At 51.8% G+C, this 26280-nt stretch carries 28 protein-coding genes; 22 read left to right on the top strand and 6 right to left on the bottom strand.

What is annotated here, in order from left to right:
* Positions 1-235: 235 nt before the first annotated feature.
* From LKD70_RS05155 to LKD70_RS05100, 10 genes are all read left to right on the top strand, one after another.
* On the top strand, positions 236-439 hold the full coding sequence (locus tag LKD70_RS05155; RefSeq protein WP_227706963.1) for a hypothetical protein: 204 nt from the start codon (positions 236-238) through the stop codon (positions 437-439).
* Between the two features lie 82 nt (positions 440-521).
* Positions 522-908: a hypothetical protein gene (locus LKD70_RS05150; RefSeq protein WP_227706962.1), complete on the top strand. Its 387-nt coding sequence runs from the start codon at positions 522-524 to the stop codon at positions 906-908.
* Complete coding sequence (locus tag LKD70_RS05145; RefSeq protein ID WP_227706961.1) at positions 839-1309, top strand: hypothetical protein; 471 nt, start codon at positions 839-841, stop codon at positions 1307-1309. Before LKD70_RS05150 ends, LKD70_RS05145 begins: the two co-directional genes overlap by 70 nt.
* A 151-nt stretch (positions 1310-1460) precedes the next feature.
* A complete protein-coding gene (locus LKD70_RS05140) occupies positions 1461-2348 on the top strand; it encodes a DMT family transporter (protein WP_456115009.1) in 888 nt (295 codons plus the stop codon).
* A gap of 143 nt (positions 2349-2491) precedes the next feature.
* Positions 2492-4006: a Y-family DNA polymerase gene (locus LKD70_RS05135; protein ID WP_227706959.1), complete on the top strand. Its 1515-nt coding sequence runs from the start codon at positions 2492-2494 to the stop codon at positions 4004-4006.
* On the top strand, positions 4003-4410 hold the full coding sequence (locus LKD70_RS05130) for a YolD-like family protein (RefSeq protein ID WP_227706958.1): 408 nt from the start codon (positions 4003-4005) through the stop codon (positions 4408-4410). The genes LKD70_RS05135 and LKD70_RS05130 overlap by 4 nt, the downstream gene beginning before the upstream one ends.
* Before the next feature lie 181 nt (positions 4411-4591).
* On the top strand, positions 4592-4957 hold the full coding sequence (locus LKD70_RS05125) for a BlaI/MecI/CopY family transcriptional regulator (protein ID WP_227706957.1): 366 nt from the start codon (positions 4592-4594) through the stop codon (positions 4955-4957).
* Between the two features lie 5 nt (positions 4958-4962).
* Positions 4963-7107, top strand: coding sequence for a M56 family metallopeptidase (locus LKD70_RS05110; RefSeq protein ID WP_265104754.1), 2145 nt, complete (start codon positions 4963-4965; stop codon positions 7105-7107).
* Positions 7079-7396: a hypothetical protein gene (locus LKD70_RS05105; RefSeq protein WP_227706956.1), complete on the top strand. Its 318-nt coding sequence runs from the start codon at positions 7079-7081 to the stop codon at positions 7394-7396. Before LKD70_RS05110 ends, LKD70_RS05105 begins: the two co-directional genes overlap by 29 nt.
* Positions 7397-7568: 172 nt before the next feature.
* Complete coding sequence (locus LKD70_RS05100; RefSeq protein ID WP_227706955.1) at positions 7569-7850, top strand: DUF2325 domain-containing protein; 282 nt, start codon at positions 7569-7571, stop codon at positions 7848-7850.
* A gap of 129 nt (positions 7851-7979) precedes the next feature.
* On the opposite strand, the gene LKD70_RS05095 is transcribed toward LKD70_RS05100, so the two are convergent.
* Positions 7980-8732 (bottom strand): S1 RNA-binding domain-containing protein, encoded by a 753-nt coding sequence (locus LKD70_RS05095; protein WP_227706954.1) that lies wholly within the window; start codon positions 8730-8732, stop codon positions 7980-7982.
* Positions 8733-9074: 342 nt separating this feature from the next.
* Here LKD70_RS05095 and LKD70_RS05090 point away from each other — a divergent pair, with 342 nt between their 5' ends.
* The 3 genes from LKD70_RS05090 (at position 9075) to eno (ending at position 13063) form a co-directional block, all read left to right on the top strand.
* Positions 9075-10754: a putative manganese-dependent inorganic diphosphatase gene (locus tag LKD70_RS05090; RefSeq protein ID WP_407690906.1), complete on the top strand. Its 1680-nt coding sequence runs from the start codon at positions 9075-9077 to the stop codon at positions 10752-10754.
* An 80-nt stretch (positions 10755-10834) separates the two neighbouring features.
* Positions 10835-11464, top strand: coding sequence for a flavin reductase family protein (locus LKD70_RS05085; protein WP_227706953.1), 630 nt, complete (start codon positions 10835-10837; stop codon positions 11462-11464).
* Positions 11465-11764: 300 nt separating this feature from the next.
* Entirely contained in the window at positions 11765-13063 is a 1299-nt protein-coding gene (gene eno, locus LKD70_RS05080; protein WP_227706952.1) for a phosphopyruvate hydratase, read from the top strand.
* Positions 13064-13134: 71 nt separating this feature from the next.
* Here the strand turns inward: eno and LKD70_RS05075 are convergent, their stop codons facing one another.
* Together LKD70_RS05075 and LKD70_RS05070 are read right to left on the bottom strand one after the other, a co-directional pair.
* Positions 13135-14661 (bottom strand): MerR family transcriptional regulator, encoded by a 1527-nt coding sequence (locus LKD70_RS05075; RefSeq protein ID WP_227706951.1) that lies wholly within the window; start codon positions 14659-14661, stop codon positions 13135-13137.
* 125 nt (positions 14662-14786) lie between these two features.
* Complete coding sequence (locus LKD70_RS05070; protein WP_227706950.1) at positions 14787-15632, bottom strand: DUF368 domain-containing protein; 846 nt, start codon at positions 15630-15632, stop codon at positions 14787-14789.
* Positions 15633-15910: 278 nt separating this feature from the next.
* Between LKD70_RS05070 and LKD70_RS05065 the strand changes: the two genes are divergently transcribed.
* From LKD70_RS05065 to LKD70_RS05025, 9 genes are all read left to right on the top strand, one after another.
* Positions 15911-16831: a nucleotidyltransferase family protein gene (locus LKD70_RS05065; RefSeq protein WP_227706949.1), complete on the top strand. Its 921-nt coding sequence runs from the start codon at positions 15911-15913 to the stop codon at positions 16829-16831.
* Positions 16832-16953: 122 nt separating this feature from the next.
* The gene (gene galE / locus LKD70_RS05060; protein ID WP_227706948.1) at positions 16954-17970 is read left to right on the top strand and encodes a UDP-glucose 4-epimerase GalE; all 1017 of its coding nucleotides are present in this window, start codon (positions 16954-16956) and stop codon (positions 17968-17970) included.
* Positions 17971-18039: 69 nt separating this feature from the next.
* Positions 18040-18342: a PqqD family protein gene (locus LKD70_RS05055; RefSeq protein ID WP_227706947.1), complete on the top strand. Its 303-nt coding sequence runs from the start codon at positions 18040-18042 to the stop codon at positions 18340-18342.
* Positions 18339-19457, top strand: coding sequence for a radical SAM protein (locus LKD70_RS05050; RefSeq protein WP_227706946.1), 1119 nt, complete (start codon positions 18339-18341; stop codon positions 19455-19457). The genes LKD70_RS05055 and LKD70_RS05050 overlap by 4 nt, the downstream gene beginning before the upstream one ends.
* Positions 19454-19789: a hypothetical protein gene (locus LKD70_RS05045; RefSeq protein ID WP_227706945.1), complete on the top strand. Its 336-nt coding sequence runs from the start codon at positions 19454-19456 to the stop codon at positions 19787-19789. Before LKD70_RS05050 ends, LKD70_RS05045 begins: the two co-directional genes overlap by 4 nt.
* A 3-nt stretch (positions 19790-19792) precedes the next feature.
* Positions 19793-20683 carry a hypothetical protein gene (locus tag LKD70_RS05040; protein WP_227706944.1) on the top strand — a complete coding sequence of 297 codons (891 nt, stop codon included), beginning with the start codon at positions 19793-19795 and terminating at the stop codon, positions 20681-20683.
* Positions 20684-21166, top strand: coding sequence for a S24/S26 family peptidase (locus LKD70_RS05035; RefSeq protein ID WP_227706943.1), 483 nt, complete (start codon positions 20684-20686; stop codon positions 21164-21166).
* A complete protein-coding gene (locus LKD70_RS05030; protein WP_227706942.1) occupies positions 21163-21855 on the top strand; it encodes a YkgJ family cysteine cluster protein in 693 nt (230 codons plus the stop codon). The genes LKD70_RS05035 and LKD70_RS05030 overlap by 4 nt, the downstream gene beginning before the upstream one ends.
* Complete coding sequence (locus LKD70_RS05025; protein WP_227706941.1) at positions 21852-22307, top strand: DUF5684 domain-containing protein; 456 nt, start codon at positions 21852-21854, stop codon at positions 22305-22307. The genes LKD70_RS05030 and LKD70_RS05025 overlap by 4 nt, the downstream gene beginning before the upstream one ends.
* Positions 22308-22322: 15 nt before the next feature.
* Here LKD70_RS05025 and LKD70_RS05020 read toward each other — a convergent pair whose 3' ends face one another.
* From LKD70_RS05020 to galT, 3 genes are all read right to left on the bottom strand, one after another.
* Positions 22323-24191: a heavy metal translocating P-type ATPase gene (locus LKD70_RS05020; RefSeq protein ID WP_227706940.1), complete on the bottom strand. Its 1869-nt coding sequence runs from the start codon at positions 24189-24191 to the stop codon at positions 22323-22325.
* A gap of 113 nt (positions 24192-24304) precedes the next feature.
* Positions 24305-24580: a metal-sensing transcriptional repressor gene (locus tag LKD70_RS05015; protein ID WP_227706939.1), complete on the bottom strand. Its 276-nt coding sequence runs from the start codon at positions 24578-24580 to the stop codon at positions 24305-24307.
* A gap of 150 nt (positions 24581-24730) precedes the next feature.
* A complete protein-coding gene (gene galT / locus LKD70_RS05010; protein WP_227706938.1) occupies positions 24731-26221 on the bottom strand; it encodes a UDP-glucose--hexose-1-phosphate uridylyltransferase in 1491 nt (496 codons plus the stop codon).
* Positions 26222-26280 lie beyond the last annotated feature (59 nt).

The following is a 26280-nucleotide window of genomic DNA, read 5'->3' as shown; positions in this document are numbered from 1 at the left end:
GTAAATTACTTTTTTAAAGAGGTATTCCTTTCATGCTCCTCTGACCTCGTTTCCTTTTTGGAAAGATGCTTTCCAGATCTTCACTTCAGTATAAGGCCGGTTTCGGTTAAAATTTTATCAAAGGACAGGCTGGCGGCGGTGCACAAAGGGCAAAATGCTCTGAGCCGCTAACCGTGATCTTTTACGCCGGCGTATGTTGATGCTGCAATAACAAATTCATAATCTGGAGGGAAAAATGAGCACGCAAAGAAAAATCGATCTTGTCATGAATGCAATGTACAATTTGTTGCTGGCGGTGCTTCTCTCGGTGTTTGCGGATTCTGTATTCCGCGGACGGCTTCAGCTTCTTCCATCAGGGGAAAGAACGGCGCAGACCATTGAGAACGCACCGGACCCATTCTGTTCTGCGGTATTTTTTCCGGTATCTGTGGTTCCATAAAAATTATCTTGTAAATACAGGAATCATGTGGGGCGCTGCCTGTGTGCTGCCTCTCCTTTTCAGGCAGGCGGGCGGCAGTTTTATGATCCCTGTGGGTTTTGCGGTTCTGTCGCTGAATACACCGCTCTGTATTCTTTTATCGTGCGATCCGGCATTGGAACAGGCGGTCCGTTTCCTGCCCGGGCAGAGAAAAGCATTCTGCGTGCCGTACGTTCTTTTTCTCTTCCTGTGCAACCTGGCTGCGGACAGTATTTTCCTGATAAGCTGGCAGCTGCAGGCGGGAAACATAAGTGCGGGCATGGCGGCAGCAGGACTGGGATTCGCTTTCTTAAGCGCAGTGCTCTCTGTACTTCTCGAATGGTTCTTCCCGATCCGCGGATGGAAGATAGAGAGCGATCTGTGGCATCATCCGCGGAAGTATCTCGTTCCCGGAGTGATGTTGCTGCTGGCAGGGATTCTGGCTTTCTGAAAGAGGGGAAGAAGTTCGCCTTTATCCCGCTTGACAACTTCCGAAACATTCTTCACAATAAAGGCATAAGAACAAAACTGGAGGCATGGCTTACGTTTCTGAGTATCGATGATCCGGAATGGATCGGTCGGCTGATCGATCAGTACCCGCAGTTCCGGCGATACTACGAGGAGATCTACGAGCTGTGCCTGAGCACGGAGAAGGTGATGGGTATGTTTTCCAAAGAATTGCAGGAACTGGACCGGAATACAGTGCAGTATATGATCGATGAGATGCAGGATAAGATCGATGAACAGAAAAAGGATCTTGGACAGAAGCAGGATATAATCGAGAAGCAGAAAAGAGAAATCGAGCGCCTGAAAGCTGAACTGGAATCGCGCCAGCCGGAAACAGACAGATAAGGGATAAACTGCCGCTGCCGGAGAAGGCGTACGCAGTATAAGAAAAGCAAAAAGAGGAACGGAGACTTCCAGGGAAAATCTGGAAGTCTCCCCTTTTGACGGTACAGTATTGGAGCATAACGGAATGGGAAACAGCGGAATGAAGAATACTATTACAGAAAACAACAGAATGAAAGGACATACGGCAGCTCTTGTCACGATACTAATCTGGGGAACTACGTTTATATCGACGAAGGTGCTGCTCAATGATTTTCAGCCGGTGGAGATTCTGTTTTTCCGGTTTGTCCTGGGCTTTACGGCGCTTCTGATCGTGCGGCCGAGGATTCTTAAGGGGACAGATCTCCGTCAGGAACTCGCTTTTGCGGCGGCGGGGCTTTGCGGTGTATGCCTGTATTACCTGATGGAAAATATTGCGCTCACATATACAATGGCGTCGAATGTAGGGGTGATCGTGTCCGCGGCGCCGCTCTTTACAGCGATTATGTCCCAGATTTTTCTTGCGCAGGAAGAAAAACTGAAAGGCCGGTTCTTTATCGGATTTGCCGTTTCCATGGCGGGCATCGCGCTGATCAGCTTCAACGGCTCTGCCCTAGAACTCAATCCGGTGGGAGATGTGCTGGCGCTCCTTGCCGCTTTTGTCTGGGCGTGCTATTCTATTTTGACAAGGAAGATCAGTGAGTACGGGTACGACACGATCCTGACTACAAGACGTATTTTCTTCTACGGGATTCTCCTTATGGTACCTGCGCTTTTTCTGTTTGACTTTCGGTTTGGGCCGGAGCGGTTCGCAGACCCGGCCGCTCTTATGAATCTGCTTTTCCTCGGTCTCGGCGCTTCAGCGCTGTGTTTTGTGACGTGGAACTCGGCGGTAAAGTATCTGGGCGCTGTCAGAACGAGCGTCTATATCTATATGGTGCCTGTCATTACGGTAGTGACGTCGTTTCTGATTCTCCATGAACCGTTTACGTGGATGACTGCAGCCGGAACGGTTCTTACGATGGCAGGATTGTTCCTGTCTCAGAAAAAAGACCGCAGGTGAGAGGACAGTCAGAAGCACCGGCTGCAAAAAGCTGTGGAGAAGGGATACGGAAAAGACTGCAAAAAAGACTGCGGAAAAGGAATGCGGGAGAGCGTTGTAAAAAAGCTGTGGTAAAGGGCAGCAGAAAAGAGAGGAGGAAAAACGTGGAGAAGACATATCTGGCAATCGACCTGAAATCGTTCTATGCGTCAGTGGAATGTATTGAGCGCGGGCTGGATCCTCTGACTGCGAATCTGGTTGTGGCGGACGAGAGCCGTACGGAAAAGACGATCTGCCTTGCCGTATCCCCCTCTCTGAAAGCATACGGTATTCCGGGGCGGCCCAGACTGTTTGAAGTGGTCCGCAAGATAAAAGAAGTAAATGCTCTCCGGAAAACAAGAGCTCCCGGACAGGAGTTTACAGGTTCCTCCTGGGATGACACAGAGCTGAAGCAGGATCCGTCTCTTGAGCTGGATTATGTGGTGGCGCCCCCCAGGATGGCGCTGTATATGAAGTACAGCGCCCGGATCTACGAGATTTATTTAAAATATATCGCTCCGGAGGATATCCACGTCTATTCTATCGATGAGGTTATGATGGATGTGACCGGATATCTGAACACGTATCAGATGACAGGAAAAGAGCTTGCCTCCGAGATTATCCGGGAAGTGCAGAAGGTGATGCGGATCACGGCTGCCGCAGGGGTCGGCACGAATCTCTATCTGTGCAAAGTGACTATGGACATCGAGGCGAAGCATACCGCGCCGGACGAAAACGGAGTTCGTGTGGCCGAGCTTGATGAGATGAGCTACCGGAGGGCGCTCTGGTCGCACCGTCCGCTGACTGACTTCTGGAGGATCGGGCGCGGATACCAAAAGAAGCTGGAAGAGCACGGACTTTTTACGATGGGCGATATTGCCAGATGTTCTCTTGGAAAAGATACGGACTACTATAATGAAGATCTTCTGTACCGGCTGTTCGGAGTCAACGCAGAGCTTTTGATTGACCATGCCTGGGGGTGGGAACCGTGTACGATCGCGGACATCAAGGCGTTTAAACCGGCGTCCACAAGTGTCGGAGCGGGCCAGGTGCTCGCCTGTGCATATTCTTTTGAGCGGGCAAGAATTGTGGTGCGGGAAATGGCGGACATGCTCGCTCTCGATCTGACGGACCGGGGGCTTCTGACAGATCAGCTCGTCCTCACTGTGGGGTACGACCGGAACAATCTGAAAGATCCGAAGAAATCGTACAGAGGGGAGATCACTGCTGACCGGTACGGAAGAGCAGTTCCAAAACACGCGCACGGGACAGAGAATCTGGAGCGGTACACGGCCTCTGCAAAGAAAATCGTGAAAGCAGCCACAGATCTGTACGACCGGATTGTGGATCACGAGCTCTCGGTGCGCAGACTCTATCTGACCGCCTCCCGTGTGGCGGATGAATCGGCGGCAGAAGAGAAGGACCGCTTTGAGCAGATGGATCTCTTTACAGACTATAAGGCGCTTGAGGCAGAAAAAGAGAGGGAAAACAGGGAACTCGAAAAAGAGAAAAAGTGGCAGAAAGCGGTTCTGGATATCAAGAAAAAGTACGGGAAGAATGCGATCCTGAAAGGTATGAGCCTGGAGGAAGGAGCCACTGCCATCGAACGGAACAATCAGATCGGAGGACATAAGGCATGAAAGGAAAATATGACGATATCATAGACATGCCCCATCATGTCTCTCCCCGCCGGCCCCGCATGTCCAGGGAAGAGCGGGCGGCCCAGTTCATGCCGTTTATGGCGCTGACCGGATACGCGGATGTGATACGGGAGACAGAGCGGCTTACAGACGAAAGGCCGGAGCTGAGTGAGAGTGTGAAGGAAGAACTGGGGCGAAAGCTGCATCAGCTCTGTTCCGCTTCCGGGGGACATCCGGAAGCGGCGGTCACTTATTTCCGCCCGGATGCGCGGAAAGCGGGCGGCGCCCTTGTGACGGTTACCGGGCGCCTGAAACGGATTGACAGGACGGAGGGCGTCATGAAATTTGAAGACGGCAGAGAGATTCTTCTTGAGGATGTGACGGAGATTGAGAGCCCCGAATAAGGCGCCCGGCTCAGAGAATATCTTTCATCAGCCGGTACTGCCGATACTGGCTGGATGTGAACAAAAATATTCTGTGATTGACAGAAAAGGTCTATTGTTATAAACTAAAAGAAAAAGAGGTTTATAACAATAGACCTTTTGCAACTTTTGGTGACTGAGAAAAACAGGGAGGAAATGATTTATGGAAGATCTGAAGCTGTGCGACAGCGAATACCGCTTTATGCTTCTTGTATGGGAGGCGGCCCCGGTGCGCTCCGGAGAGCTTGTGCGCCTTGCGGGGGAACGCCTCGGATGGAAAAAATCAACCACCTACACAGTGATCCGAAAGCTCTCGGAACGCGGATTTCTGAAAAATGAGGATTCCGTCGTAAGTCCGCTTGTGTCAAAGGACAGATGCCAGGCGGTGGAGTCGGATTACTTTGTAAACCGGACATTTGGCGGATCGCTGCCGAAATTTCTGGCGGCGTTTCTCGGGGACAAAAAGATATCTGACGAGGAGGCGCGGGAGATACAGAGACTGATCGATTCCCATCGGGAAGGGGAGTGAAGAAGATGGAACTGCTCCGTGAAATATTCATTACAATACTGAACATGTCCGTGGCTGCGGGGATCGTTATACTTGTGATTCTTCTTCTGAGGCTGCTGTTCAGAAAGACACCGAGAAAGTATCTGTATGCGCTTTGGCTCGCGGCAGCCTTCCGGCTCGTGTGCCCGTGGTCTGTGGAGAGCGGGATCAGCCTGTTTAACATGGAGGTGTTTGAACCCGTACAGACGGAGGGAAACGCGCAGGTATGGCTTGTGCCGGAGCAGATGTTAGAGCAGCAGGATCAGCCGGAAGAGGAACAGGCGCAGGCAGCACAGGAGGGCCAGCCGGAAGAGACACAGGCGCAGGCAGCACAGGAAGATCAGACAGGAGAGGCACAGGTGCAGGCGGCACAGGAGGGGCAGCCGGAAGAGGAACAGACGCAGGCTGCGCGGCAGGATCAGGCAGAGGCGGCGTCCGGGACAGGATTCCCGGCATCTCCTCTGGACATTCTCGCGCTTGTGTGGATTGCCGGAACTGTGGCTTTCCTCGGGTACGAGATGGTCTGCTGGCTTAGGATCAGGAGGCTGACATTCCAGGCAGTCCGCTTTGAAGACGACGTGTACGAGTGCGACGCAATTCCCTCGCCTTTTGTCATGGGAATTTTCCGTCCGGTGCTCTATCTTCCGTTTGGCCTGTCAGACGAGGAGCGGACGATGATTCTTCTCCATGAACGGTGCCATATCCGGAGGAAGGATCATATCGTCAAGTTTGTTTCCATGCTTCTCCTTGCCGTATACTGGTTCCATCCTCTTGTGTGGGCGGCCTTCCGTTTTATGTCTGCCGATATGGAAATGAGCTGCGACGACTGCGTGATGGAGCGGATGGGTACCGGATCAAAGGAAGAGTACAGCCGGTGTCTTCTGGGGCTTGCCGTGAACAGGCAGCCGTCCGCAGGGATACTGGCATTTGGAGAGTCGGCGGTGAAAGCGAGAGTAAAGAATATCCTGCGGTTCCGGAAGAGAAGCGGTTTTGTGCGGCGGACGACGGCAGTGTGCGGGATTGTACTTCTGGCAGTGCTGGTTACAAACGGAACGGGGCCCGGCTCCGGACTGTCCTACGGAGGATATGTAAGAAGCGGAAGCCTGGAGAACCCTACGGAACAGCTTTCTGCCGGAATCGATTACCGCATGGACCGGAGAAGCGAAAGCGCAGCGTTTTACTGTGAACTGTGGGTCGATGGGGAACTGGCCGGGTACAGACTGATCGATGTGTTTGAAATCGGAGACGGAGAAAACCGGCTGCCCGCGGAAGGAACGTTTGTCCTGGAACGTACGCTTGATCTGGAGGATACGGCCCGCTGGGCGATGGACACAAGGCTTAGTGTTGCAGGATTCCCCGCCGGTGTTTCACGGACAATCGGAAGTGTAAGCCTGTCGGGCAGTGAGCCGGGCGGATTCATGGAAGATTTCTGTGTGGAGGAAAGAGCGGAAAAACGTGCGCTTTCTCATGAGGATGATATTGTCCTTGCGGCCTTTCATCTGGCGAGAGATTATCCGGACGGCACGGCCTCTGTGTACGGTGTCTCTGCGGAAGAACTCTCAGACAGGAACAGCGGAGCTTACTGGCAGAATGACCTGCAGCGGACAAACGGCGGCGAACTGATCTGGCGGATGGCAGTGTCAGAGCGCACGGCGGAAGAGCTGGAAGCTGCGTATGCAGTTCCGCCTGCGGTGAAAATCATGCAGGAAGCGGCAACCCCTTATATCGGGGACAACGCGGCGGATATGGATGCCTTAAATGCTGTATATGTGCAGGAGCTGGGCGCGTTTGAGCTCATCCTTCAGACAGAGAGCGAGCCTTACGGGCTGACCCTTGCATTCCAGGAGGAGTGTGCTGATCCGGATGCGTGGAATCAGAAAATGCAGACAAAGGCAGTGCTTTTGCTGGCCCTTATCGATAATGCAGAGCAGATCCGATGGACATATCCGAAAGAAACGGAGAACGGAGAGATTCAGACGGCAATCGGCATGATGGATCTTGAAACGGCGCAGGAGATCACAGGGACAGAGGATATCAAGTCCTGTGCAGATGACGCGCAGATGCTTGCGGATCTGTGGATGTGCGCGGCGGGAACAAAGCTCTTTGACAGATATACCGCGGGAGCGCTATAATAAGGCCGGAACAGAAAATATCAGAAGAGAGAAAGAGGGCATTGCAATGGGAAGATACTATCGGTTAACGAAGAAAATTACTGAGAAGATGGCAGAGGACATACTCAAAGAAATCCTCGGAATGGAAGATGTGGAAAAAGCAGAATTTGCTGAGGAAAACACAAAGATTCTTGTTGTGACGGCAAAAGAGAAATATCCGGATGTCATGACACGGATTGTAAATATATTCAGCCGGGTCGGAAAAGGGTGCGAGATCCTTTTCGATGGATTTCAGGTGCCGGAAGCATAGAGATAATAACTGCCGCATCCATGATTGGAAAATCACAGATGCGGCAGGAAAAAACTGCTTGCCTTTTTGTTTGCCATAGTGTATTATATACCTATAAGTTAGTTAAAGCTAACTAAAAGTACATGCAACTAATCGAAAAAATAATAAAACATCATGCTTCAGGAGGTTTCATATGAGTGTTGTCATTATCGGCGGCCACGACCGTATGGTCTGCCAGTATAAGCAAATCTGTAAGCGGTTTAACTGTAAGGCAAAAGTGTTCACGCAGATGTCGGCCAGTCTGGCAAAACAGATCGGAAGCCCGGATCTGATTGTGCTGTTTACAAACACGGTTTCGCACAAGATGGTGCGCTGTGCTGTGGAAGAGGCGGGGCGGTGCAATGCGGATGTGGTCCGGTGCCACACGAGCAGCAAGAATGCGCTGGAAGAGATCCTCGGAAGCGTATGTGTGTAAGAGATAGAGATACATAAGAGAGACTGTGAGGGACGCCTGAAACGGCGTTCTTTTTGTTTGCACGGTAAAAAAAGGTACCCGCACGGAATGAATCTGACATCCCATGCGGGTACCTTTTATCTGTCATAATTAAAGCTTCAGGTTTTTGAAAAGATCTCCGAGGTTTGTGCCGATCTCTTCGCTCTTCGGAATTACGACTTTCTCCTGAGGCTCTTCCTTCGGCTCCTCAAGTGCCTTCATGCTGAGGCTCACTTTGCCGTCTTTGATGCCGATGACTTTTACGTCTACTTCATCGCCTACATTCAGGACGTCTGACGGAACTTTCACGCGCTTCTGTGAGATCTGGGATACATGAACCAGACCGGACAGGCCGTTTTCCATCTTGACGAAAGCTCCGTAGTTCTGAAGTGTCTCGACAGTTCCCTTAAGAACGGTTCCGATCTTCAGGTTCGCGATCTGTTCCTCGCGGGCTCTTTTCTCTTTTTTCTTGAGAAGCTCGCGCGCAGAGAGAACGAGACGGTTGTTCGCCTGATCCACATCGATAACCTGTACCTCGATATCTTTCAGGAGGTAAGTCTCAAGATCCTCGATGTAGGAGAGGGAGAGCTTGGATGCCGGAACGAATCCTCTCAGGCCTTCTACCATAACGATGACGCCGCCGTTTACGACTCCTTCTACCTTTACGGGAAGAACGGTCTGATTTTCCATATATTCTGTGACCCTGTTCCAGGGGTTGGCATCATCAAAATGATCCTCGTAATCAGCCATTGTCTCCGCAGATTCCGCTTCAGCAGATTCTGCAGCAGCGGAACCGGCAGCTTCAGAAGCCTGCTCCTCAACAGTTTCATTTGTCTGTAATTCTTCTTTGATTTCTTCACTCATTGTACCGCACCTCAACTTACTTAGTATTTCAGTAACAGTTCAGCCATAGGGGCGCCCGGGAGAAAAAATCATGCTTGCATGATTTTTCGAGCGGGCAGTTCTATGAGCTGAGCGCCAGTTTATGAGCAAAGCAGCGGCGTAGCCGCAGTAAGCACGAAAGTGCGGCTTTGCGAATGGCGCGAGCTGAACTGTTACGTATTTCAATGCAACTAGTATACCATAAAGAAGGGAAAAAAAACAACTGCTCATGTCAAGACATTGTATGAAAATAAAAACAAGTTGACGAAAGGGGTAAAAAATGGCAAGCTTTATTTAACGGGTTCCGCGTCAGGCGGGACAAGTATGAAGTATTACTTACAGGAGCTGATAAATATGGCCAGAGAGAAAGAAAGAAAAATCTATGTGGTGGGGCATAAAAATCCGGACACGGATTCAATCTGCTCCGCCATCGTATATGCCGCGCTTAAGACGAAGCTGACCGGACAGACGCACGAGCCGAGAAGAGCAGGACAGTTAAACGAGGAGACGCAGTTTGTACTGGAGCATTTCGGAGTGAAGGTGCCGAAGCTTTTGTCGGATTTAAGAGAGCAGGTAAAAGATCTTGAACTGAAGGAAGTGGAAGGGTTAAAAGACAGTGTTTCGATCCGGACTGCATGGGAGAAGATGAGGGAGTTTAATATCCATACACTTCCGGTGACAAGAAACGGAAAACTGGAAGGTGTCATCACCCTCGGCGATATCGCGAGAACGTATATGGAAGTCTACGACAGCACGATTATTTCCAAGGCAAGGACGCAGTACAGAAATATCGCCAGAGCAGTGGAAGGCGAGGTGCTTACGGGAAATGAGCACAGCTATCTCCTGAACGGAAAGGTGGCGATCGCGGCGTCCAGCAGAATCCTTATGTCGGACTTTATAAGCAAGGATGATCTGGTTATCATGGGTGACAGAAAGGATGCGCAGCAGTGTGCGGTTGACATGGAGGCAAGCTGCATGGTTGTGTGCCAGAACGCGCCGGTTTCCGAGGAGATTATCCGCCAGGCGGAGGAGAAGCAGATCGTGATTATCCGGACGCATCATGATACATTCACCGCGGCGCAGCACATCAATCAGAGTATTCCGGTAAAATACTTTATGACAAGAAATAATCTTGTGACATTTAACATGAAGGACTATGTAGACGACGTGAAGGAAGTAATGGCAAGAAAGCGTTTCCGTGACTTCCCGATTATAGACGGCAAAGGCAGATTTGTCGGACTGCTCTCCCGCAGGCGTCTTCTCAATGTGAGAAAGAAGCAGGTGATTCTTGTGGATCACAATGAGAAAAGCCAGGCGGTTGAAGGCATTGAGGAAGCGGATGTTCTTGAGATTATTGACCACCACAGACTGAGCAGTATCGAGACGATGGGGCCGGTCTTCTTCCGCAACCAGCCGGTGGGGTGTACGGCAACGATTATCTATCAGATGTATCAGGAGGCGGGGCTTACCCCTGATCCGACCAATGCCGCGCTGCTCTGTGCTGCGATCATATCGGACACGCTGATGTTCCGTTCCCCGACATGCACAAAGATGGACGAGAACACCGCGCGCAAACTGGCAGAGATCGCGGGAATCGAGATCGAACCGCTGGCACAGGAGATGTTCAATGCGGGAAGCAACCTGAAGGGCAAGAGTGCGGAGGAGATCTGCTTCCTCGATTTCAAGCAGTTTACAGTCAACGACACCGTATTCGGCGTCGGACAGGTGAATTCCATGAGCGCGGACGAACTGAAAGAGATCCGGGAAATTGTGGAGCCGCATCTGGAAAAGGCAAGAACAGGCCACGGACTGAACATGATTTTCTTTATGCTGACCAATATTATCACAGAGTCCTCGGAACTGCTCTGCTGCGGGCCGGAGGCGCGTGAAAAAATACTGACGGCCTTTGATCTTCCGGATGATACGGACGCGATCATGCTGAGAGGGGTTGTCTCAAGAAAGAAACAGCTTGTGCCTACCCTTGTGGGAGCGCTCCAGCAGTAAGAAGTTTTAAGAGACGGAACCCGTGTGAGTACGGGATTTGCGGGATGGAACCTGAATGAAGGAAGGAGACTGGGAATACTGTGGCAAAACAGATATGGAAACCGGGGAACATGCTTTATCCCCTCCCGGCCGTTATGGTGAGCGCGGCGGACAGAAACGGAGAGAGCAATATTCTGACCATTGCGTGGACCGGAACTGTCTGTACAAATCCTCCTATGGTTTATATCTCTGTCAGACCAGAGAGATATTCTTACCATATGATAAAAGAGACAGGAGAGTTCGTAATCAACCTGACGACCCGGGAGCTGACAAGGGCGGCTGATTACTGCGGAGTTCGTTCGGGGCGGGACACAGACAAGTGGAAGGAATGCGGTCTGACAGCGGAGAAGGCCGTTTCGCTTGAATATGCGCCGGTGATCGCCGAGGCCCCTGTCAATATCGAGTGCAGAGTAAAAAGCATCCAGGAACTGGGGAGCCATCATATGTTTCTCGCGGAAGTGACTGCCGTACAGGCGGATGAGAAATATATGGATGAAAATGGAAGGTTTGACCTTACAGGCACCGGGCTGATCGCTTATTCTCATGGAGAGTACCTGGATCTCGGGAAAAAACTCGGTACGTTCGGGTACAGTGTGAGAAAGAAAAAGACAGGCCGGCGCAGACAGGGGAAAAAGACAGAAGGAAAACGGGGAAAAAACAACGGAGCATAGGATTTACCAGAATGGGATATACTGTGACAGGAGAAAAACACCTGCCGCGGTGTATCCCGTTTTATTTTTTACCGGCGATTCAGAAGTCCGGGCCTTCCGGAAATCCTGTCGGTTGATATGCTGAAGAACGAGGAAATTGAGAATTAATTTCAATAAAAGAGTTGAATGCCGCGGGCTCTTCTGGTATGATACATATAGTTAGTTAAAGCTAACTATATGTGAATGAATCATGCGAACTCCTTTGCTCCGTAATCCCTGAACCGGGGCAAAAGGACGTTCCGCATAAGAAAGGAAAAAGGTATGGATTATTTGCAGATTGAAAAGGTAATCGGACGGGAGATCATTGACTCAAGAGGAAATCCCACAGTGGAAGCGGAAGTACATCTGGCGGACGGCACCGTGGCGCTGGGAGCCGCGCCGAGCGGAGCTTCGACAGGTGAGTTTGAAGCGCTGGAGCTGCGCGACGGCGATAAGACAAAATTCGGCGGAAAGGGCGTTTCCAGAGCAGTGGAAAATATCAATACAGTGATCAGCCATACACTGAAAGGAATGAGCGCGTCAGATATTTACGCGGTTGACAGGGCGATGATTGAGGCTGACGGAACAAAGGACAAGTCGAAACTCGGTGCAAACGCGATTCTGGCAGTTTCCATCGCATGCGCAAGGGCGGCGGCATATTCTCTTGATATTCCGCTGTATCGCTTCCTTGGAGGAATAAACGGCAGCCGTCTCCCGGTTCCGATGATGAATATTTTAAACGGAGGGGCACACGCGGCGAATACCGTCGATGTGCAGGAGTTTATGATCATGCCTGTCGGGGCGGAAAGTTTCCGGGAAGGCTTAAGGTGGTGCACGGAAGTATTTCATGCGCTTCAGTCACTGTTAAAGGCAAAGGGCCTTGCAACCGCGGTCGGCGATGAGGGCGGTTTCGCTCCGGATCTTGCCAGTGACGAGGAAGCCATCGAGTACATTCTCGAGGCGGTGCGCCAGGCGGGATATGAGCCGGGAAAAGATTTTGTGCTTGCCATGGACGCGGCTTCCAGTGAGTGGAAGGGCAGCGCGAAAGGAGAGTATGTGCTCCCGAAGTGCGGCAGGAAATTCTCGTCCGCAGAGCTTGTGGAACACTGGAAATCTCTTGTGGACAAATATCCGATCTGTTCCATCGAGGACGGTCTTGACGAGGAAGACTGGGAGGGATGGCAGATGATGACAAAAGAGCTGGGAGACCGGGTTCAGCTTGTGGGCGATGACCTGTTCGTGACAAATACGGAGAGACTGAAAAAGGGAATTGACATGGGATGCGGCAATTCGATCCTGATCAAGCTCAACCAGATCGGCTCAGTATCCGAGACACTGGAGGCGATCAAGATGGCGCACAAGGCGGGGTATACGGCGATCGCATCCCACCGTTCAGGCGAGACGGAAGATACGACGATCGCGGATCTGGCAGTTGCGCTCAATACATGCCAGATCAAGACCGGCGCGCCGAGCAGGAGCGAGAGAGTGGCCAAGTACAACCAGCTTTTAAGAATCGAGGAAGAGCTGGGAGAGAGCGCGGTATATCCGGGCTTTGGGGCGTTTAATGTGAAAAGACAGTAATAAAATGTGCGATTTGGGGACGTAGTAAAATTCAATTTTGCTACGTCCCCAATAATATACATCTGTATAAATTACTCTGATTTTTCTTTTCCCATCGTAAACGTCAGATGAAACTCCGGTGTCTCCCCGTATGCCGGTACGAGAACATCCCCGGTGCCGTACCGTACCGGCGTGATGTTATATCCGGAAAATTCAATGCAGCACGATATATCTATGCCCGCCTCAGACAGGGAAAAGCCGGAAAAATCATCCCCATTTCGGGTGATTTCCCGATACAGACGCTCCGGCAGGACAGAGAAAAGTGAGTACGTATCCCGGGCGCAGACAAAGGAGATGGCGGACAGAGCCATCAGGTCTCCATAAGAGGAGACGGTCAGATCCTCGCCTGAGCAGGACACGGAGAATTCCATCCCGGTCATAATGCCGTTTTCTTCGGTAAACTCAAGTTCCGGAAGCGACGCGTATGGCTTCGCCCCCATGTAGGATCTTCCCTGCACTTTCTCCCATGTTCCATCTTCTTTAAGAAACAGAGCCGAGTCGGCGGGCATTCCTCCGTTGGTAAGGCCAGTCTCCGGCAGGTTGAGTTGATGATCGACTCCATAAAAGCTCTGGGCGTGATTGAAATTTTCCGTGAATTCTTCCACTGTGATATCCCCTCTGTACGGCGGAAGAGCAGCGGACTGGCCAATGAGAAAATCCGCCGCCGCAACCAGTGTCATGCAGCCGATATAGCAGGCTGTGCGCAGACGTCCTGCCGAGGCTTTTCCTGAGACTTTCAGAAGAAGGACAGAGCGGTCCTCCCACGGGAGATATTCCGAGTTTCTGCATGTACGGTATGAGTGGTACTGGCAGATCAGATCATACACGGGAAGGAAAAAGCCGTATCCGTACCGGATTACTCCCCACGTCCGCTCTCTGGCACTTTTATAACTCAGCTTTCCGCCGGACGGAGCTGTGACCTTCAGCCCGAGAATCCATTTGCCAGGCGTTGTGCCGGTCAGTGAAAGCAGAACCGGCTCGGCAAGAACTACAGAGACGATTTGAAACAGAATGGAGAGGACAGCACGGATCACGCCCGGATCTGAACTGCCCAGGTGAAAGATAAGGGAGATCACCGCGTTCCACGCAAGCATATAGAGGTTCAGATCAAAAAGACGGGCAAAAAAGCGCCGGAAAGGGGCATTCACTTTCTCTACGGCATCTTCCGTAAGCTCCGGTGATCCGGCAAGCTTTGACGGCCCGAGCATATGGAAATACCGCCCGGTATCGATGCTGTCCCGGGACGGGGCGTCCACGCAGATTTGCCGGCAGATTTCCAGACAGGCAGACATGTCTTCCTTTTCATGCTCCAGATGCTTCATGTGAGCGAGAAGGGCGTCCGAAAGGGATACTTCCCCGGAGACAATGCCCCGGATTTCGCCAAGCCCCACATGGAGGGCACGGAGGAGACGGATCAGTTCAAGCGTCCTTATGTCTTCCTCCGAATAGTCCCGGTATCCGTTGGGCTTTCTGGACGGGTGGATGAGCCCCTCTGTCTCATAGAAGCGGATGTTCGCCCTGGAAATGTCCAGGCGCTCTTCGATCTCTTTTACAGTCATAAAAAACCCCCTGCAATCGTAATGAACCTGCCTCTTTGGTCGGCTTTCTGATACAATTATAGGGGGTAAAGAAACTTTACAGTCAAGCGCTGGCGTGTTAAATTTTTGTAAATCCGCTGCAGATATTACTCCACCGTCACTCTGCTGTTGAACCTGTCAAGGGCAAGTGCGATGACAATGCCGGCGATGATGCAGACCGCATTCACCACAGCGGTTCCCGGGTTTGTGAAGCCGGATACCGGAATGATCATGACCGTTGCAGCGATGACAATGCCGATAATGCCGTGGAAGGCGATAGAGTAGAAGTTTTCAAACAGTGCGTTGATCGCTTTTGCAAGGCAGATTACCGTTGCCAGTGCGCCGATTCCTGCCGGAATAAGGATGCTTAAGTCAAAGTGTCCGATGCCGTCCACAAACGGCGTGTAGAGTCCGAGCGGCATCAGGAGCGTGGAAAAGCTCATGCCGGGGGCGATAATGCTCAAGGCAAGGCAGAATCCGCAGAACAGATACCAGCCGAAATTCGGCGTCACTTCGATGGAAGTCAGCTGCAGGCCGATCAGGACTGCAAAGATTACACACATGCAGACGGCAAGTGAAATCCAGGAGCCTTTGCTGCGGCCCTGTTCCCCGGCCTCGCGGAACAGAGACGGGAGCATACCCGTAATCAGTCCGATAAACACGCAGACCGAAGGATCCGGGTATTTCTCGAGGAAAAAGGACAGGATGTTCGCCACGCCCAGAAATCCCACCGCGCCGCCGATCAGGACCGGAATAAGCGGAGGAACGTGGGTTCTGAAGTTCTTAAACGGATTAGATAAAAGTTCCATGATGGGTTTGTAAATTCCGAAAATGACGCTTAACACACCGCCGGAAATACCCGGGAGTACGGCGCCAAGCCCGATCAGCGCACCCTGGAGAATGCGGTAGACGAACAGGAGCGGGTTTCCATTTTTCTTCTTGTTTTGATTCATATGTTCAGATATCCTTTCATACAGTTGTTTTTGCTTTCCTTTTTCAGCAGTGAATTTTCATATTTGAAAATCCCGTTATCTCAAACATATTATTTATACTATTTTTTATTCTTTTTTTCAAGTATGAAGTGAGACGGCGGAGCGGAAAACGAGGAGACTCTTCTTTACAATTCACTTTGTTTATCTTACAATAAGAGCACCGGTGTGAAAATCCGCTGTTTGAAAACAGGGATACATGCCGTACGGAAAAAGAAGGATTCACAGGAGGAGAGAGAATCATGAAGAAACCGGCTTTGGTCATTATGGCAGCAGGAATGGGAAGCCGCTACGGGGGACTCAAACAGATCGATCCCGTGGACAGCGAGGGACATATTATTATGGACTTTTCAATCTATGATGCGAAACGCGCAGGATTTGAGAAAGTCGTATTTATCATCAAGAAAGAAAACGAGGCGGACTTTAAGGAGGCTGTCGGAAACCGGATCGAGAAAGTGATGGAAGTCGCATATGTGTACCAGGATATCAGCAATATTCCGGACGGGTTTGAAGTGCCGGAGGGACGTGTGAAACCGTGGGGAACCGCGCATGCCGTCTTGAGTGCCATCGATGAGATCGACGGGCCTTTCGCGGTGATCAACGCGGATGATTACTACGGACGCCACGCATTCGAGGCGATCTACGAGTATCTGACCACACACGAGGACGATGACAAATACCGCTATACGATGGTGGGCTACCGTCTGAAAAATACAGTGACGGACAACGGGTATGTCTCCAGAGGAATCTGCGAGCTGAATGCGGACCGGGAGCTTGTAAGCGTGACAGAGCGCACGCGGATCGAAAAGAGAGACGGCGGAATCGCCTACTCCGAGGACGGAGGCAGCACATGGACTCCTATCGACGGCGAGACGCTTGTGTCCATGAACATGTGGGGATTCACCCGCAGCATGCTGGATGAGATCAGGGCGGGATTCCCGGCGTTCCTTGAGAAGGGAATCAAAGAAAACCCGATGAAGTGCGAATATTATCTTCCGGCGGTGGTAAGCGATCTGCTCTCAGAAGACCGTGCAGCCGTAAGAGTGCTCGAATCCGAGGACAAGTGGTACGGCGTGACATACAAAGAAGACAAGCCGGTCGTTGTGGCTGCGGTTCAGTCATTAAAAGAGGAAGGAGTTTATCCGCAGAAGCTGTGGGAATAGTAGCTGGCATGCAACATTTTTACTAAAATATGAGTGAAAAGTATAAAGCTATTTGAGCCGCCGGGTGCTATAATGTGCACAGAAACGAAAAAGACAGCTTTCATTTTAAGGAGGAATTTCATATGTCAGTTTTAGTAACAGGCGGAGCCGGGTTCATCGGCAGCCATACATGCGTGGAGCTATTAAATGCGGGATATGACGTGGCAGTCGTGGACAATCTCTATAACGCATCCGAGAAATCACTGGAGCGGGTGAAGGAGATCACCGGAAAGGACCTGAGATTCTACAAAGTTGACATCCGTGACAGAGAGGCGTTAAGCGAAGTGTTTGACAAAGAGGATGTGGAGGCTGTCATTCACTTCGCAGGACTCAAGGCGGTCGGCGAATCTGTACACAAGCCTCTGGAATATTACGAGAATAATATCGGAGGAACGATCAATCTCTGCGACGTGATGAGAAACCACGGTGTGAAGAACATCATCTTCAGCTCCTCTGCAACCGTATACGGGGATCCGGCGTTTATCCCGATCACAGAGGAGTGTCCGAAAGGGACGTGTACGAACCCGTACGGATGGACAAAGTGGATGCTGGAGCAGATCCTTACAGATCTTCACACGGCGGACCCGGAGTGGAATGTGGTGCTGCTTCGCTACTTCAATCCGATCGGAGCCCACAAGAGCGGCCTGATCGGTGAGGATCCGAAGGGAATCCCGAACAACCTGATGCCGTACATCACACAGGTAGCCATCGGCAAGCTTGAGCGCCTGGGCGTGTTCGGAAACGATTACGACACGCCGGACGGAACCGGGGTTCGCGATTACATCCATGTGGTTGACCTTGCTGTCGGACATGTGCGCGCCGTGGAGAAGCTGAAAGAAAAGGCGGGCGTATCCATTTACAATCTGGGAACAGGAAACGGCTATTCCGTACTCGACATGGTGAAGGCGTTCGAGAAGGCATGCGGTAAGGAGATCCCCTACGAGATCAAGCCGCGCCGCGCCGGTGACATTGCGACATGCTACTGCGATGCAACAAAGGCGAAGGAAGAGCTTCACTGGGTGGCTGAGAGAGGACTGGCAGAGATGTGCGAGGACGCATGGAGATGGCAGAGCCAGAACCCGAACGGATATAATGACTAAACTGTGCCGGTGCGCAGGAGTGCGGTTTTGCACTCCCGTGTACCGGTGTTTTTGGGAAAGCGGGAAAAGATGAATCATACAGAGACATTTCAGCGAAAAGAAAACTACATACACAGGACTGTGGCAGGACAGGAAGTTCTCATTTCGATCGGCGGAAATATCGCAAATTTCAATGGGTATATCCGGATCAATGAGAGCGCGCTCTGCCTTTGGGAAAAGCTCTCCTCGCCGTGCACAAGGGAGGAGCTGGCCCGGACTCTGACGGAGAACTACGGGCTTCCTGAAAAAGAGGCGGAAGAGGATGCGGAGAGCTTTTTAAGAGAGCTTGTGGAAAACGGTATGGTTATCGTAAAGCGGGAGGAAGAGCGATGAGCGCGTTGACCGGAAAGGAGCATCCGGCCATTCTCAGCGAGATGCCGCAGCGCTGCCCTGTGGACGGGACGTTTGAACTGACGGTGCGGTGCAACCTTCACTGCAAAATGTGCCTGTTCCGGCACGATGATTCGGAAAACGAAGAGATCATCCGGAGAGAGCTGAGCGCGGAACAGTGGATCGACATGGCGGAGCAGGCAGCGGACGCGGGAACGTTAAGCCTTCTGATCACCGGCGGAGAGCCGATGCTGCGCCCGGATTTCTGCGAGATATGGGAGGGCATATACCGGCAGGGATTTCTGATTACACTCTACACAAACGCTTCTCTTGTGACAGACCGTGTGATGCGGACTCTGAAAAAATATCCGCCCCACAGAATCGGCGTGACGATCTACGGAGCCAGTCCGGAAACTTACAGGAAAGTGTGCGGAAACGGGGATGCATTTCAGAGAGTGCTGGAAGGTGCCAGACGCCTTGCAGAGCTTCCCTCGGCAATGGAATTCCGGACAACGATCATCAGGGAAAATTATTCGGATTTCGATAATATCTGTAAATTAGTGGAAAAAGAATTCGGAATCGGATATAATGTAGTACAGACAAGGATCATCACTCAGTCGGTGCGCGGAGGCTGCGCGGATGTGCGTTCGCACAGGCTTGCCCCGGAAGAAAATGTAAAGCTTGCGTTTCACAGAGGAATCCGCAGAATCAGAGAGCAGGTCGGAGAGTCCTTTGACGAGAAGAATCTGAGGGCCGTCTATCAGGAAAGTCCTCAGGAAAAAGCACGGAATCCCCGTGTTTCTCTGTTCGGATGCGACGCGGGAATGCAGAGCTACACGATCTCCTGGGACGGACAGCTTTTGGGCTGTCAGATGATGGGACTTTTTTCCCAGGACGTACTCGCGAAAGGGTTTTCCGAAGCGTGGAGGGACTTTCCTGCCGGTGTTAGACTTCCCAAGATGAATGAAAAATGCGGTACATGTGAAGACCGGAATATATGCAATTGCTGCTGTGCGTCCAGGTATGCCGAGACAGGCGATCCGGGAGGCTGCCCGGAATATGTCTGCCGGGATACAAAAGCAGTGGCCAGACTGTTAAGGAGGGAAAGAAAACAGTGAAAAAATATGAGAAACCGACAATGACATTCGTGACAATGAGAAATGAGGAGCAGGTAGCGAACACATGCTGGGGACATCACGGCACAGGAACAGTGCTCTACTGTGATCTGCCGGGACAGGGCTACTGCTCGTTCCAGATCGCGGCGGGGTCCTGCACACTGAATATGATTAACGTCACCTATTACGACGGTCTGGGGAATCAGTCTCCTGCCACGGCGGATCAGATCTCCCAGCTGACCGGCATTCTTGAGTCGGCGGGCGGAGAGAGCGGCAACCCGTTCCGGGGAGAAGGGACGACAGTCATCGAAGGCGGCCCCGGGGACTGGTCATAACGGATGGCTGCCTCATGTACGGTGTCCTTTGCAGGACTGAAATGCAGATTTGAAAACTTCGGATCCAGTACTTTCTGCGACAGCTGGCAGTGGAAGCTGGATCCTTATCTTATTCCGGATGAAAGGCCCCCTTATGCGTCGTACGCACTTACCTTTCTGAACCGCCCTGCGGAGAACGTGCATACTGCAGGAGAACAGCTGTCCTGCGTGCAGGACGGATTTTTTCTCCGGCAGGTGTTCCGCAGAGAGGACGATGGTACACTCTGGCGCTATGTAAGGAGGAAGAACGGGGAGAGTCTTCTTTCGTTTTCCGTAAGTCCTGCGTGGGATGAGATTGCGCTGCTGTCAGACTGCACGAAGAGTTCGGGGCAGATGGCGTTTGAATATCTGACGCACCTTTTTCCTGCCTGCGCGTTGAGCGGCGGAGTGCTCACTTTTCACGGAGCGCTTGTGGAGCACCGCGGGTGCGGCTTTATTCTCTCAGCCGCCTCGGGGACGGGGAAGACTACACATGCCCGGTTGTGGCGGGACTGCAGGCAGGCGCTGATATTAAACGGCGACCGGGCATCCTGCAGAAAGACGGAAGGAAGATGGACCGGGTACGGGCTTCCCTGGTCAGGAACAAGCGGCGAACAGATAAACAGAAGTGTGCAGATCAGGGCGTTTGTTCAGCTTGAGCGGGGAGAGGAAAATGAAGTCTGCCGGGTTGGAGCAGAAGAGGCGCTGATTTCTCTTCTTTCCGGTGTACAGTGCCCGGCCTGGGACGCGGGACGGACGGAGAGAATGCTGGATCTGCTCAGCGGTTTTGCAGGTGAAATACCGGTCTTAAGATTGAGATGCAGGCCGGATGAGGAGGCTGTGGAAGTGCTGGAAAGAGCATTGGAGGAGATTTAGTTGAGAGAAGAGAAACAGTGGATTTCTTCGGAGAATCTCTTTTCTGCAGTGGAAGAGCTGCTTGCCGAAGGACGGCAGGCAGTTTTTACTGTGACCGGCATGAGCATGTGGCCGTTTCTCTGCCACGGCCGCGATCAGGCCGTGATTGAAGCGTGCGCTCCGGAGAGCCTGAAAAGAGGCGATATTATCCTGTTCAGAACAGCCATCGGAAACTATGTGCTCCACAGGATCACCGGGATCACGGCGGAGAAGTTTCAGACAGCGGGAGACGGAAACTGTCACTATGACGGCTGGTTTCCGAGAAGTTGCGTGAGGGCGCGCGCTGTGAAGCTGATCCGGAACGGAAAGGAGATCGACTGCGGCAGTGCGGTGTGGAAACAGATCTTCCGGTTCTGGATGGCACTCTTTCCGGTGAGGGGGATTCTTCTGAAGATCATGCGGACAGGGTGGAAGGCGGTTTCGGAAAGGAAAAAACGGTTATGAAACGAAATGTGGATTTAAATGAGATTTCAGACGGAAGACTGTATTCTTCCGGCGATATGGTGAAGGCTGACTGCCGTGACTGCGAGGGATGTTCCGCCTGCTGCCGCGGGATGGGAAGCTCCATCCTGCTGGATCCGATGGATATCTGGCGTCTTCAGAGAGGGATAAAGAAAGATTTTGCCGCACTGATGACAGAAGGATATATTGAGCTTGGCATTGCGGACGGCATGATCCTCCCGAATCTGAAGATGGATAAGGAGAGGGATTCCTGCCGCTTTTTAAATGAGCAGGGGCGCTGTTCGGTTCACGGATACAGACCGGGGCTGTGCCGTCTGTTCCCTCTCGGCAGATATTATGAGGAAAAGGGATTTCGATATTTTATTCAGATCCATGAATGCAGGAAGCAGGACCGGGGAAAAGTGAAGATAAAGAAGTGGCTCGGCATTCCGAATCTGAAGTCGTATGAGGAATATATACAGAGCTGGCATGATTTTCTGAACGGCTGTGAAGACGGGCTTGGCGGTCTGGAGGACGAGCAGAAAAATGTTCTCACGATCTATGTGCTGAGAAGATTTTATGAGACAGCATATCCGGCGCAGGATGAAAACGCGTTTTATGAAGTGTTTTTCGCACGTCTGAAAGAAGTGAGAGAAAAGCTTGGAATGGATGAGGAGGGGAATCAGATATGATTGGAGCAATGATCGGAGCAATATTCGGAGCGGTATTTTCCGCAGTGGGCAGCATCGTTTACCTGAGCGTGCTTCTGCTCTGGTTTGTGCTCACCGTGATTGCAAGATGGATGGTGTTTATAAAGGCAGGACAGCCGGGATGGAAGTCGGTGATCCCGATCTACAGCGACTATATATCGTACCGGATTGCCTGGACGGCAAACATGTTCTGGTTCTATCTGATCTTTTATTTTGCGGGAAACATGCTGGAGGACAGCAGCATCGGAATCATCGCTGCGGCCGGCACGCTCTGCCAGGCGGCGGCTGTCCTGATTGCGCTTTTTTACAGCCTGAATCTTGCAAAAAGTTTCGGGAAGGGAACTGCATTTGCTATCGGGCTGTGGATCTTTGAACCGCTGTTCACACTGATTCTCGGCTTCGGTTCTGCACAGTACCAGAAGAGATACTGGTAAACAGCGGTTCGCCGGTTATGATTTCTTCCAGCTCAGGAGCAGGGCGGAATTGACGATTACGAGTACAGACCCTGCATTGTGGACGAGCGCACCCACGACAGGATTTAAAATTCCTGTGATGGCCAGGATGATGGCGATAAAATTCAGCGTCATGGAAAAGGTAAGGTTGATGCGGATTGTCGTCATCATTCTCCGGGCAAGACGGAGCAGATGGGGGAGCTCTCTTATATCATCGTTTACAAGGGCAATATCCGCCGCATCTACGGCAATGTCACTTCCGATTTTTCCCATGGCAATTCCCACACAGGCTTTCTTAAGCGCCGGTGCGTCGTTGATGCCGTCGCCGATCATGCATACAGGCCGTTTCTTTTTTTCATAAGTGTCGATCCAGTTCAGTTTGTCTTCCGGCAGACAGTCGGAGTGAACCTCGTCTATGTGGAGCAGGCCTGCGATGTGCTCGGCTGCGTTTTTGTGGTCTCCGGTCAGAAGGACAGGCGTGACGCCGGCAGCTTTGACCCCGTCGATCGTGTCGGCCGCATCTTCCCTCAGTGTGTCGGAGAGCGCAAGGAATCCGGCGCATTCCCCGTCTGCGGAGAGATAGATGACCGTACATCCTTCCTCGCGGTACAGGTTGGCTCTCTGACGGACAGCGTCCGGGAGCGCAATCCCGTTTTCGGACAGCAGTTCGGGATTTCCGGCAAGGATCTGGCGTGTATTTACGATGGCGCTCACCCCGCGGCCCGGCAGCATGCGGAACTCATCAGGATCAGGGGGAGCGGCCGGGGCTTTGTCTTTGAAGCAGCGGACGATGGCTTTCCCGAGCGGATGTTCCGAACGCAGTTCTGCGCCTGCAGCATATCTGTACAGTTCTGCGTCCGATATTTCTGTAAGAAAGGATTCCACAGCAATCACTTCCGGGGTTCCGCAGGTGAGGGTTCCGGTTTTGTCAAACGTGATATTCTTTACCGCGGCGAGACGTTCAAGCGCATCTCCTTCGCGCACAAGGAAGCCGTGTTTTGTGGCATTTCCGATAGCCGCCATGACTGCGGTGGGAGTGGCAAGAACAAGCGCGCAGGGACAGAAGACAACGAGGATCGTTACAGCCCGGATGATCTCACCGGAGATGAGCCAGGTCAGAGCTGCTGCAGTGAGGGCGATCACGACAATCCACGTTGCCCACCGGTCTGCAATTCCGACGATTTTAGCCTTTCCCGCATCCGCTGACTGTACAAGCCGGATCATGCGCTGGATGGAGCTGTCTTCCCCGACTTTTACCGCTTTCATCTCAAAGACGCCAAACTGGTTGACTGTTCCGCTGGAGACATCGTCTCCGGGCGCCTTGTCGACAGGGAGCGATTCCCCGGTCATGACTGCCTGGTTTACAGACGTCTCTCCGGAGAGAATGACGCCGTCCACGGGAATTGTCTCACCCGGAAGAACGCGGAGAACATCGCCGATCTTAACATCTTCAGCCGGTATCACTTCCTCTGAGCCGCCTGTGAGACGTCTTGCAGTGCGGGGCGTGAGATGGACAAGCTTCTCGATGCCGGCTCTCGCCTTCGCGACAGTGAGATCTTCGAGAAGGCCTCCGAGCTGCATAATAAAAGCAACTTCCCCGGCAGCGAAATCCTCACCTGTAATGACGGAGGCGACAAGGGCGATGGATACAAGCACATCTGCCCTGATATCGAAGGCGGTCACAAGACCGATGAACGCCTCCAGTATAATCGGGATACCACAGAGAATAATGGCAATCCATGCCATGTCAAAAGGAAACGGGGAGAGATCAAAAATGCTCATAAGGAGAGCCGCGCCTGATATGACAAGAAAGGCGATATCTCTTTTTGTCCCGCCCCATTCAAGAAGTTCTTCTAATTTTTTCATTCCCAGACCCCTTTCCTGATTCTGTTTGGCAGATCACTGACCATATTATATACCTATAGGGGTATGGGTTGTCAAGAAATGAGAAACATATTGAAGAGAATCTTACTGATAATTTATTTCATGTTTGCAAAACGTTCTACCGCTTTGGTGAAACTGGCAATTGTCTGATCCACGTCTCCGTGTTCGATGCCGTCTTTTACACAGTGATTGATATGCCCCTCGAGAACGATCTGCCCGACTTTGTGCAGGGCGGACTTGGCCGCATTGATCTGGGAAAGGATATCTTCACACGGAATATCCTCGTCTATCATACGGTCAATGGCCTGTACCTGACCGATAATCTTTTTCAGGCGGCGGTGAAGATTGTCAGAATCCATACATTGTCTCATATATCAGTTGCCTCCTTACGTGAAATTGAAAAGTCTGCAGTTCTGCTGAATTTCACAGATATTATCTGTCATCAAAGAGGTTTTGTCAAGAAAGCAGCCGGCAAAAACCGGCTGCAAAAGGGCAGTATTCCAGGCGGCGTGCAGGGGGCTCTACAGCACGCCGATAAATCTGCGGAATGCTGCCCTGCCTTCTTCCGTACATTTGTATACACCGGCATCCTCGAGCACCTGACAGAAGACTTTTCCTACTTCCTGTTCCAGAATGCGGTCGATATTATTCCCGTTCACTTCGTCATAGGAAGGAAGAAATTCTTCCGTCCAGTCCGCGTGTTTTGCGATCTGTTCATTGCCGCGGATGTCTTTTCCCTCAAGAATATACTCTTTCAAAAGTTCCATCTCATCTTTCAGACGGGCGGGCAGAACAGCCAGGCCCATGACCTCGATCAGACCGATGTTCTCCTTTTTGATGTGATGAAGCTTCGCATGCGGGTGATAGACGCCCAGCGGATGCTCTTCGGTAGTGATATTATTGCGCAGCGTCAGGTCAAGTTCAAAGAGATCTCCACGGCGCCGTGCGATAGGCGTGATCGTGTTGTGGGGCGCGCCGTCCGTCTCCGCGAAGATAAACGCCTCTTCGTCTGTATAGCCGCGCCATTTCCGCAGAATATGATCCGCAAGGTCGATGATCCGCTCCGGATCTTTTCCCTGAAGCCGGATGACGGAGAGGGGCCAGTTGACAATCCCGGCTGTCACGTCTTCATACCCCGGCACAGTGAAGTTCTCGGTTATGGGGGCCTTCGCCATGGCAAAGGTGTAGTTGCCGCCCTGGAAGTGGTCGTGGCTTAAGATGGATCCGCCGACGATCGGAAGATCAGCGTTGGAACCGAGGAAATAGTGCGGGAACAGCCGGATGAAGTCAAACAGTTTCTCAAAGGTGTTCCGGTCGATCTTCATGGGGACGTGCTCGCCGTTGAATACGATACAGTGCTCGTTGTAGTACACGTAGGGAGAGTACTGGAATCCCCATTCCTTCCCCTGGATCTCTATGGGGATGATCCGGTGGTTCTCCCTTGCCGGATGATTCGCGCGTCCGGCATATCCCTCGTTTTCCATACAGAGCTGGCACTTCGGATAGGAGGCGGACTTTGCCTTTCCGGCAGCCGCGATGGCTTTCGGATCTTTTTCGGGCTTGGACAGGTTGATGGTGATGTCCAGCGTCCCGTATTTTGTCTCCACAGTCCATTTGCGGTCGCGGCAGATCCGGTAGCGGCGGATATAGTCGCTGTCCTGACTGAACTTATAATACCATTTTGTTGCCTCCTCCGGAGATGTTTCATATTTGCCAAAAAAGGTCTGGCGGACCTGTGCCGGCCGGGGCATCAGGCAGTTCATAAGGCGCGTATCAAAGAGATCGCGGTATGTGACGCTGTCTTCGATCAGCCCTCTTTTTACTGCCTCGTCAAGCAGATCCTTAAGCACGTCCTCGAGCACGATGTGTTCAAGATCGCAGTCCACGTCCTCGTATTCCTCCTCCTTCATCACATCAAGAAGAAGATTCGTCGTGTAGATCCGCTCGGATTCCGGTGTGAGACCGGCGTTGATTCCGTACTGGACAAGTTTCTTTACTGACTCATAAAGCATAGCTCTTTCCCTCCGTTTTTTGTCTGTAAGCGATTTGATCTGCTGCAGCTGACACTTGC

Origin of the sequence: Ruminococcus turbiniformis, assembly GCF_020687545.1 — a bacterium.
Taxonomy (GTDB): domain Bacteria; phylum Bacillota; class Clostridia; order Lachnospirales; family Lachnospiraceae; genus Mediterraneibacter; species Mediterraneibacter turbiniformis.
This window is presented reverse-complemented; position numbering and strand designations above follow the sequence as displayed.

What these genes read in the sequence shown, in the direction of transcription:
- LKD70_RS05155 (WP_227706963.1), top strand. Translation starts at nt 236, where the DNA reads ATGAGCACGCAAAGAAAAATCGATCTTGTCATGAATGCAATGTACAAT.
- LKD70_RS05150 (WP_227706962.1), top strand. Translation starts at nt 522, where the DNA reads ATGATCCCTGTGGGTTTTGCGGTTCTGTCGCTGAATACACCGCTCTGT.
- LKD70_RS05130 (WP_227706958.1), top strand. Translation starts at nt 4,003, where the DNA reads ATGAAAGGAAAATATGACGATATCATAGACATGCCCCATCATGTCTCT.
- LKD70_RS05125 (WP_227706957.1), top strand. Translation starts at nt 4,592, where the DNA reads ATGGAAGATCTGAAGCTGTGCGACAGCGAATACCGCTTTATGCTTCTT.
- LKD70_RS05110 (WP_265104754.1), top strand. Translation starts at nt 4,963, where the DNA reads ATGGAACTGCTCCGTGAAATATTCATTACAATACTGAACATGTCCGTG.
- LKD70_RS05100 (WP_227706955.1), top strand. Translation starts at nt 7,569, where the DNA reads ATGAGTGTTGTCATTATCGGCGGCCACGACCGTATGGTCTGCCAGTAT.
- LKD70_RS05095 (WP_227706954.1), bottom strand. Translation starts at nt 8,732, where the DNA reads ATGAGTGAAGAAATCAAAGAAGAATTACAGACAAATGAAACTGTTGAG.
- LKD70_RS05090 (WP_407690906.1), top strand. Translation starts at nt 9,075, where the DNA reads ATGAAGTATTACTTACAGGAGCTGATAAATATGGCCAGAGAGAAAGAA.
- eno (WP_227706952.1), top strand. Translation starts at nt 11,765, where the DNA reads ATGGATTATTTGCAGATTGAAAAGGTAATCGGACGGGAGATCATTGAC.
- LKD70_RS05075 (WP_227706951.1), bottom strand. Translation starts at nt 14,661, where the DNA reads ATGACTGTAAAAGAGATCGAAGAGCGCCTGGACATTTCCAGGGCGAAC.
- LKD70_RS05070 (WP_227706950.1), bottom strand. Translation starts at nt 15,632, where the DNA reads ATGAATCAAAACAAGAAGAAAAATGGAAACCCGCTCCTGTTCGTCTAC.
- LKD70_RS05065 (WP_227706949.1), top strand. Translation starts at nt 15,911, where the DNA reads ATGAAGAAACCGGCTTTGGTCATTATGGCAGCAGGAATGGGAAGCCGC.
- galE (WP_227706948.1), top strand. Translation starts at nt 16,954, where the DNA reads ATGTCAGTTTTAGTAACAGGCGGAGCCGGGTTCATCGGCAGCCATACA.
- LKD70_RS05055 (WP_227706947.1), top strand. Translation starts at nt 18,040, where the DNA reads ATGAATCATACAGAGACATTTCAGCGAAAAGAAAACTACATACACAGG.
- LKD70_RS05050 (WP_227706946.1), top strand. Translation starts at nt 18,339, where the DNA reads ATGAGCGCGTTGACCGGAAAGGAGCATCCGGCCATTCTCAGCGAGATG.
- LKD70_RS05040 (WP_227706944.1), top strand. Translation starts at nt 19,793, where the DNA reads ATGGCTGCCTCATGTACGGTGTCCTTTGCAGGACTGAAATGCAGATTT.
- LKD70_RS05030 (WP_227706942.1), top strand. Translation starts at nt 21,163, where the DNA reads ATGAAACGAAATGTGGATTTAAATGAGATTTCAGACGGAAGACTGTAT.
- LKD70_RS05025 (WP_227706941.1), top strand. Translation starts at nt 21,852, where the DNA reads ATGATTGGAGCAATGATCGGAGCAATATTCGGAGCGGTATTTTCCGCA.
- LKD70_RS05020 (WP_227706940.1), bottom strand. Translation starts at nt 24,191, where the DNA reads ATGAAAAAATTAGAAGAACTTCTTGAATGGGGCGGGACAAAAAGAGAT.
- LKD70_RS05015 (WP_227706939.1), bottom strand. Translation starts at nt 24,580, where the DNA reads ATGAGACAATGTATGGATTCTGACAATCTTCACCGCCGCCTGAAAAAG.
- galT (WP_227706938.1), bottom strand. Translation starts at nt 26,221, where the DNA reads ATGCTTTATGAGTCAGTAAAGAAACTTGTCCAGTACGGAATCAACGCC.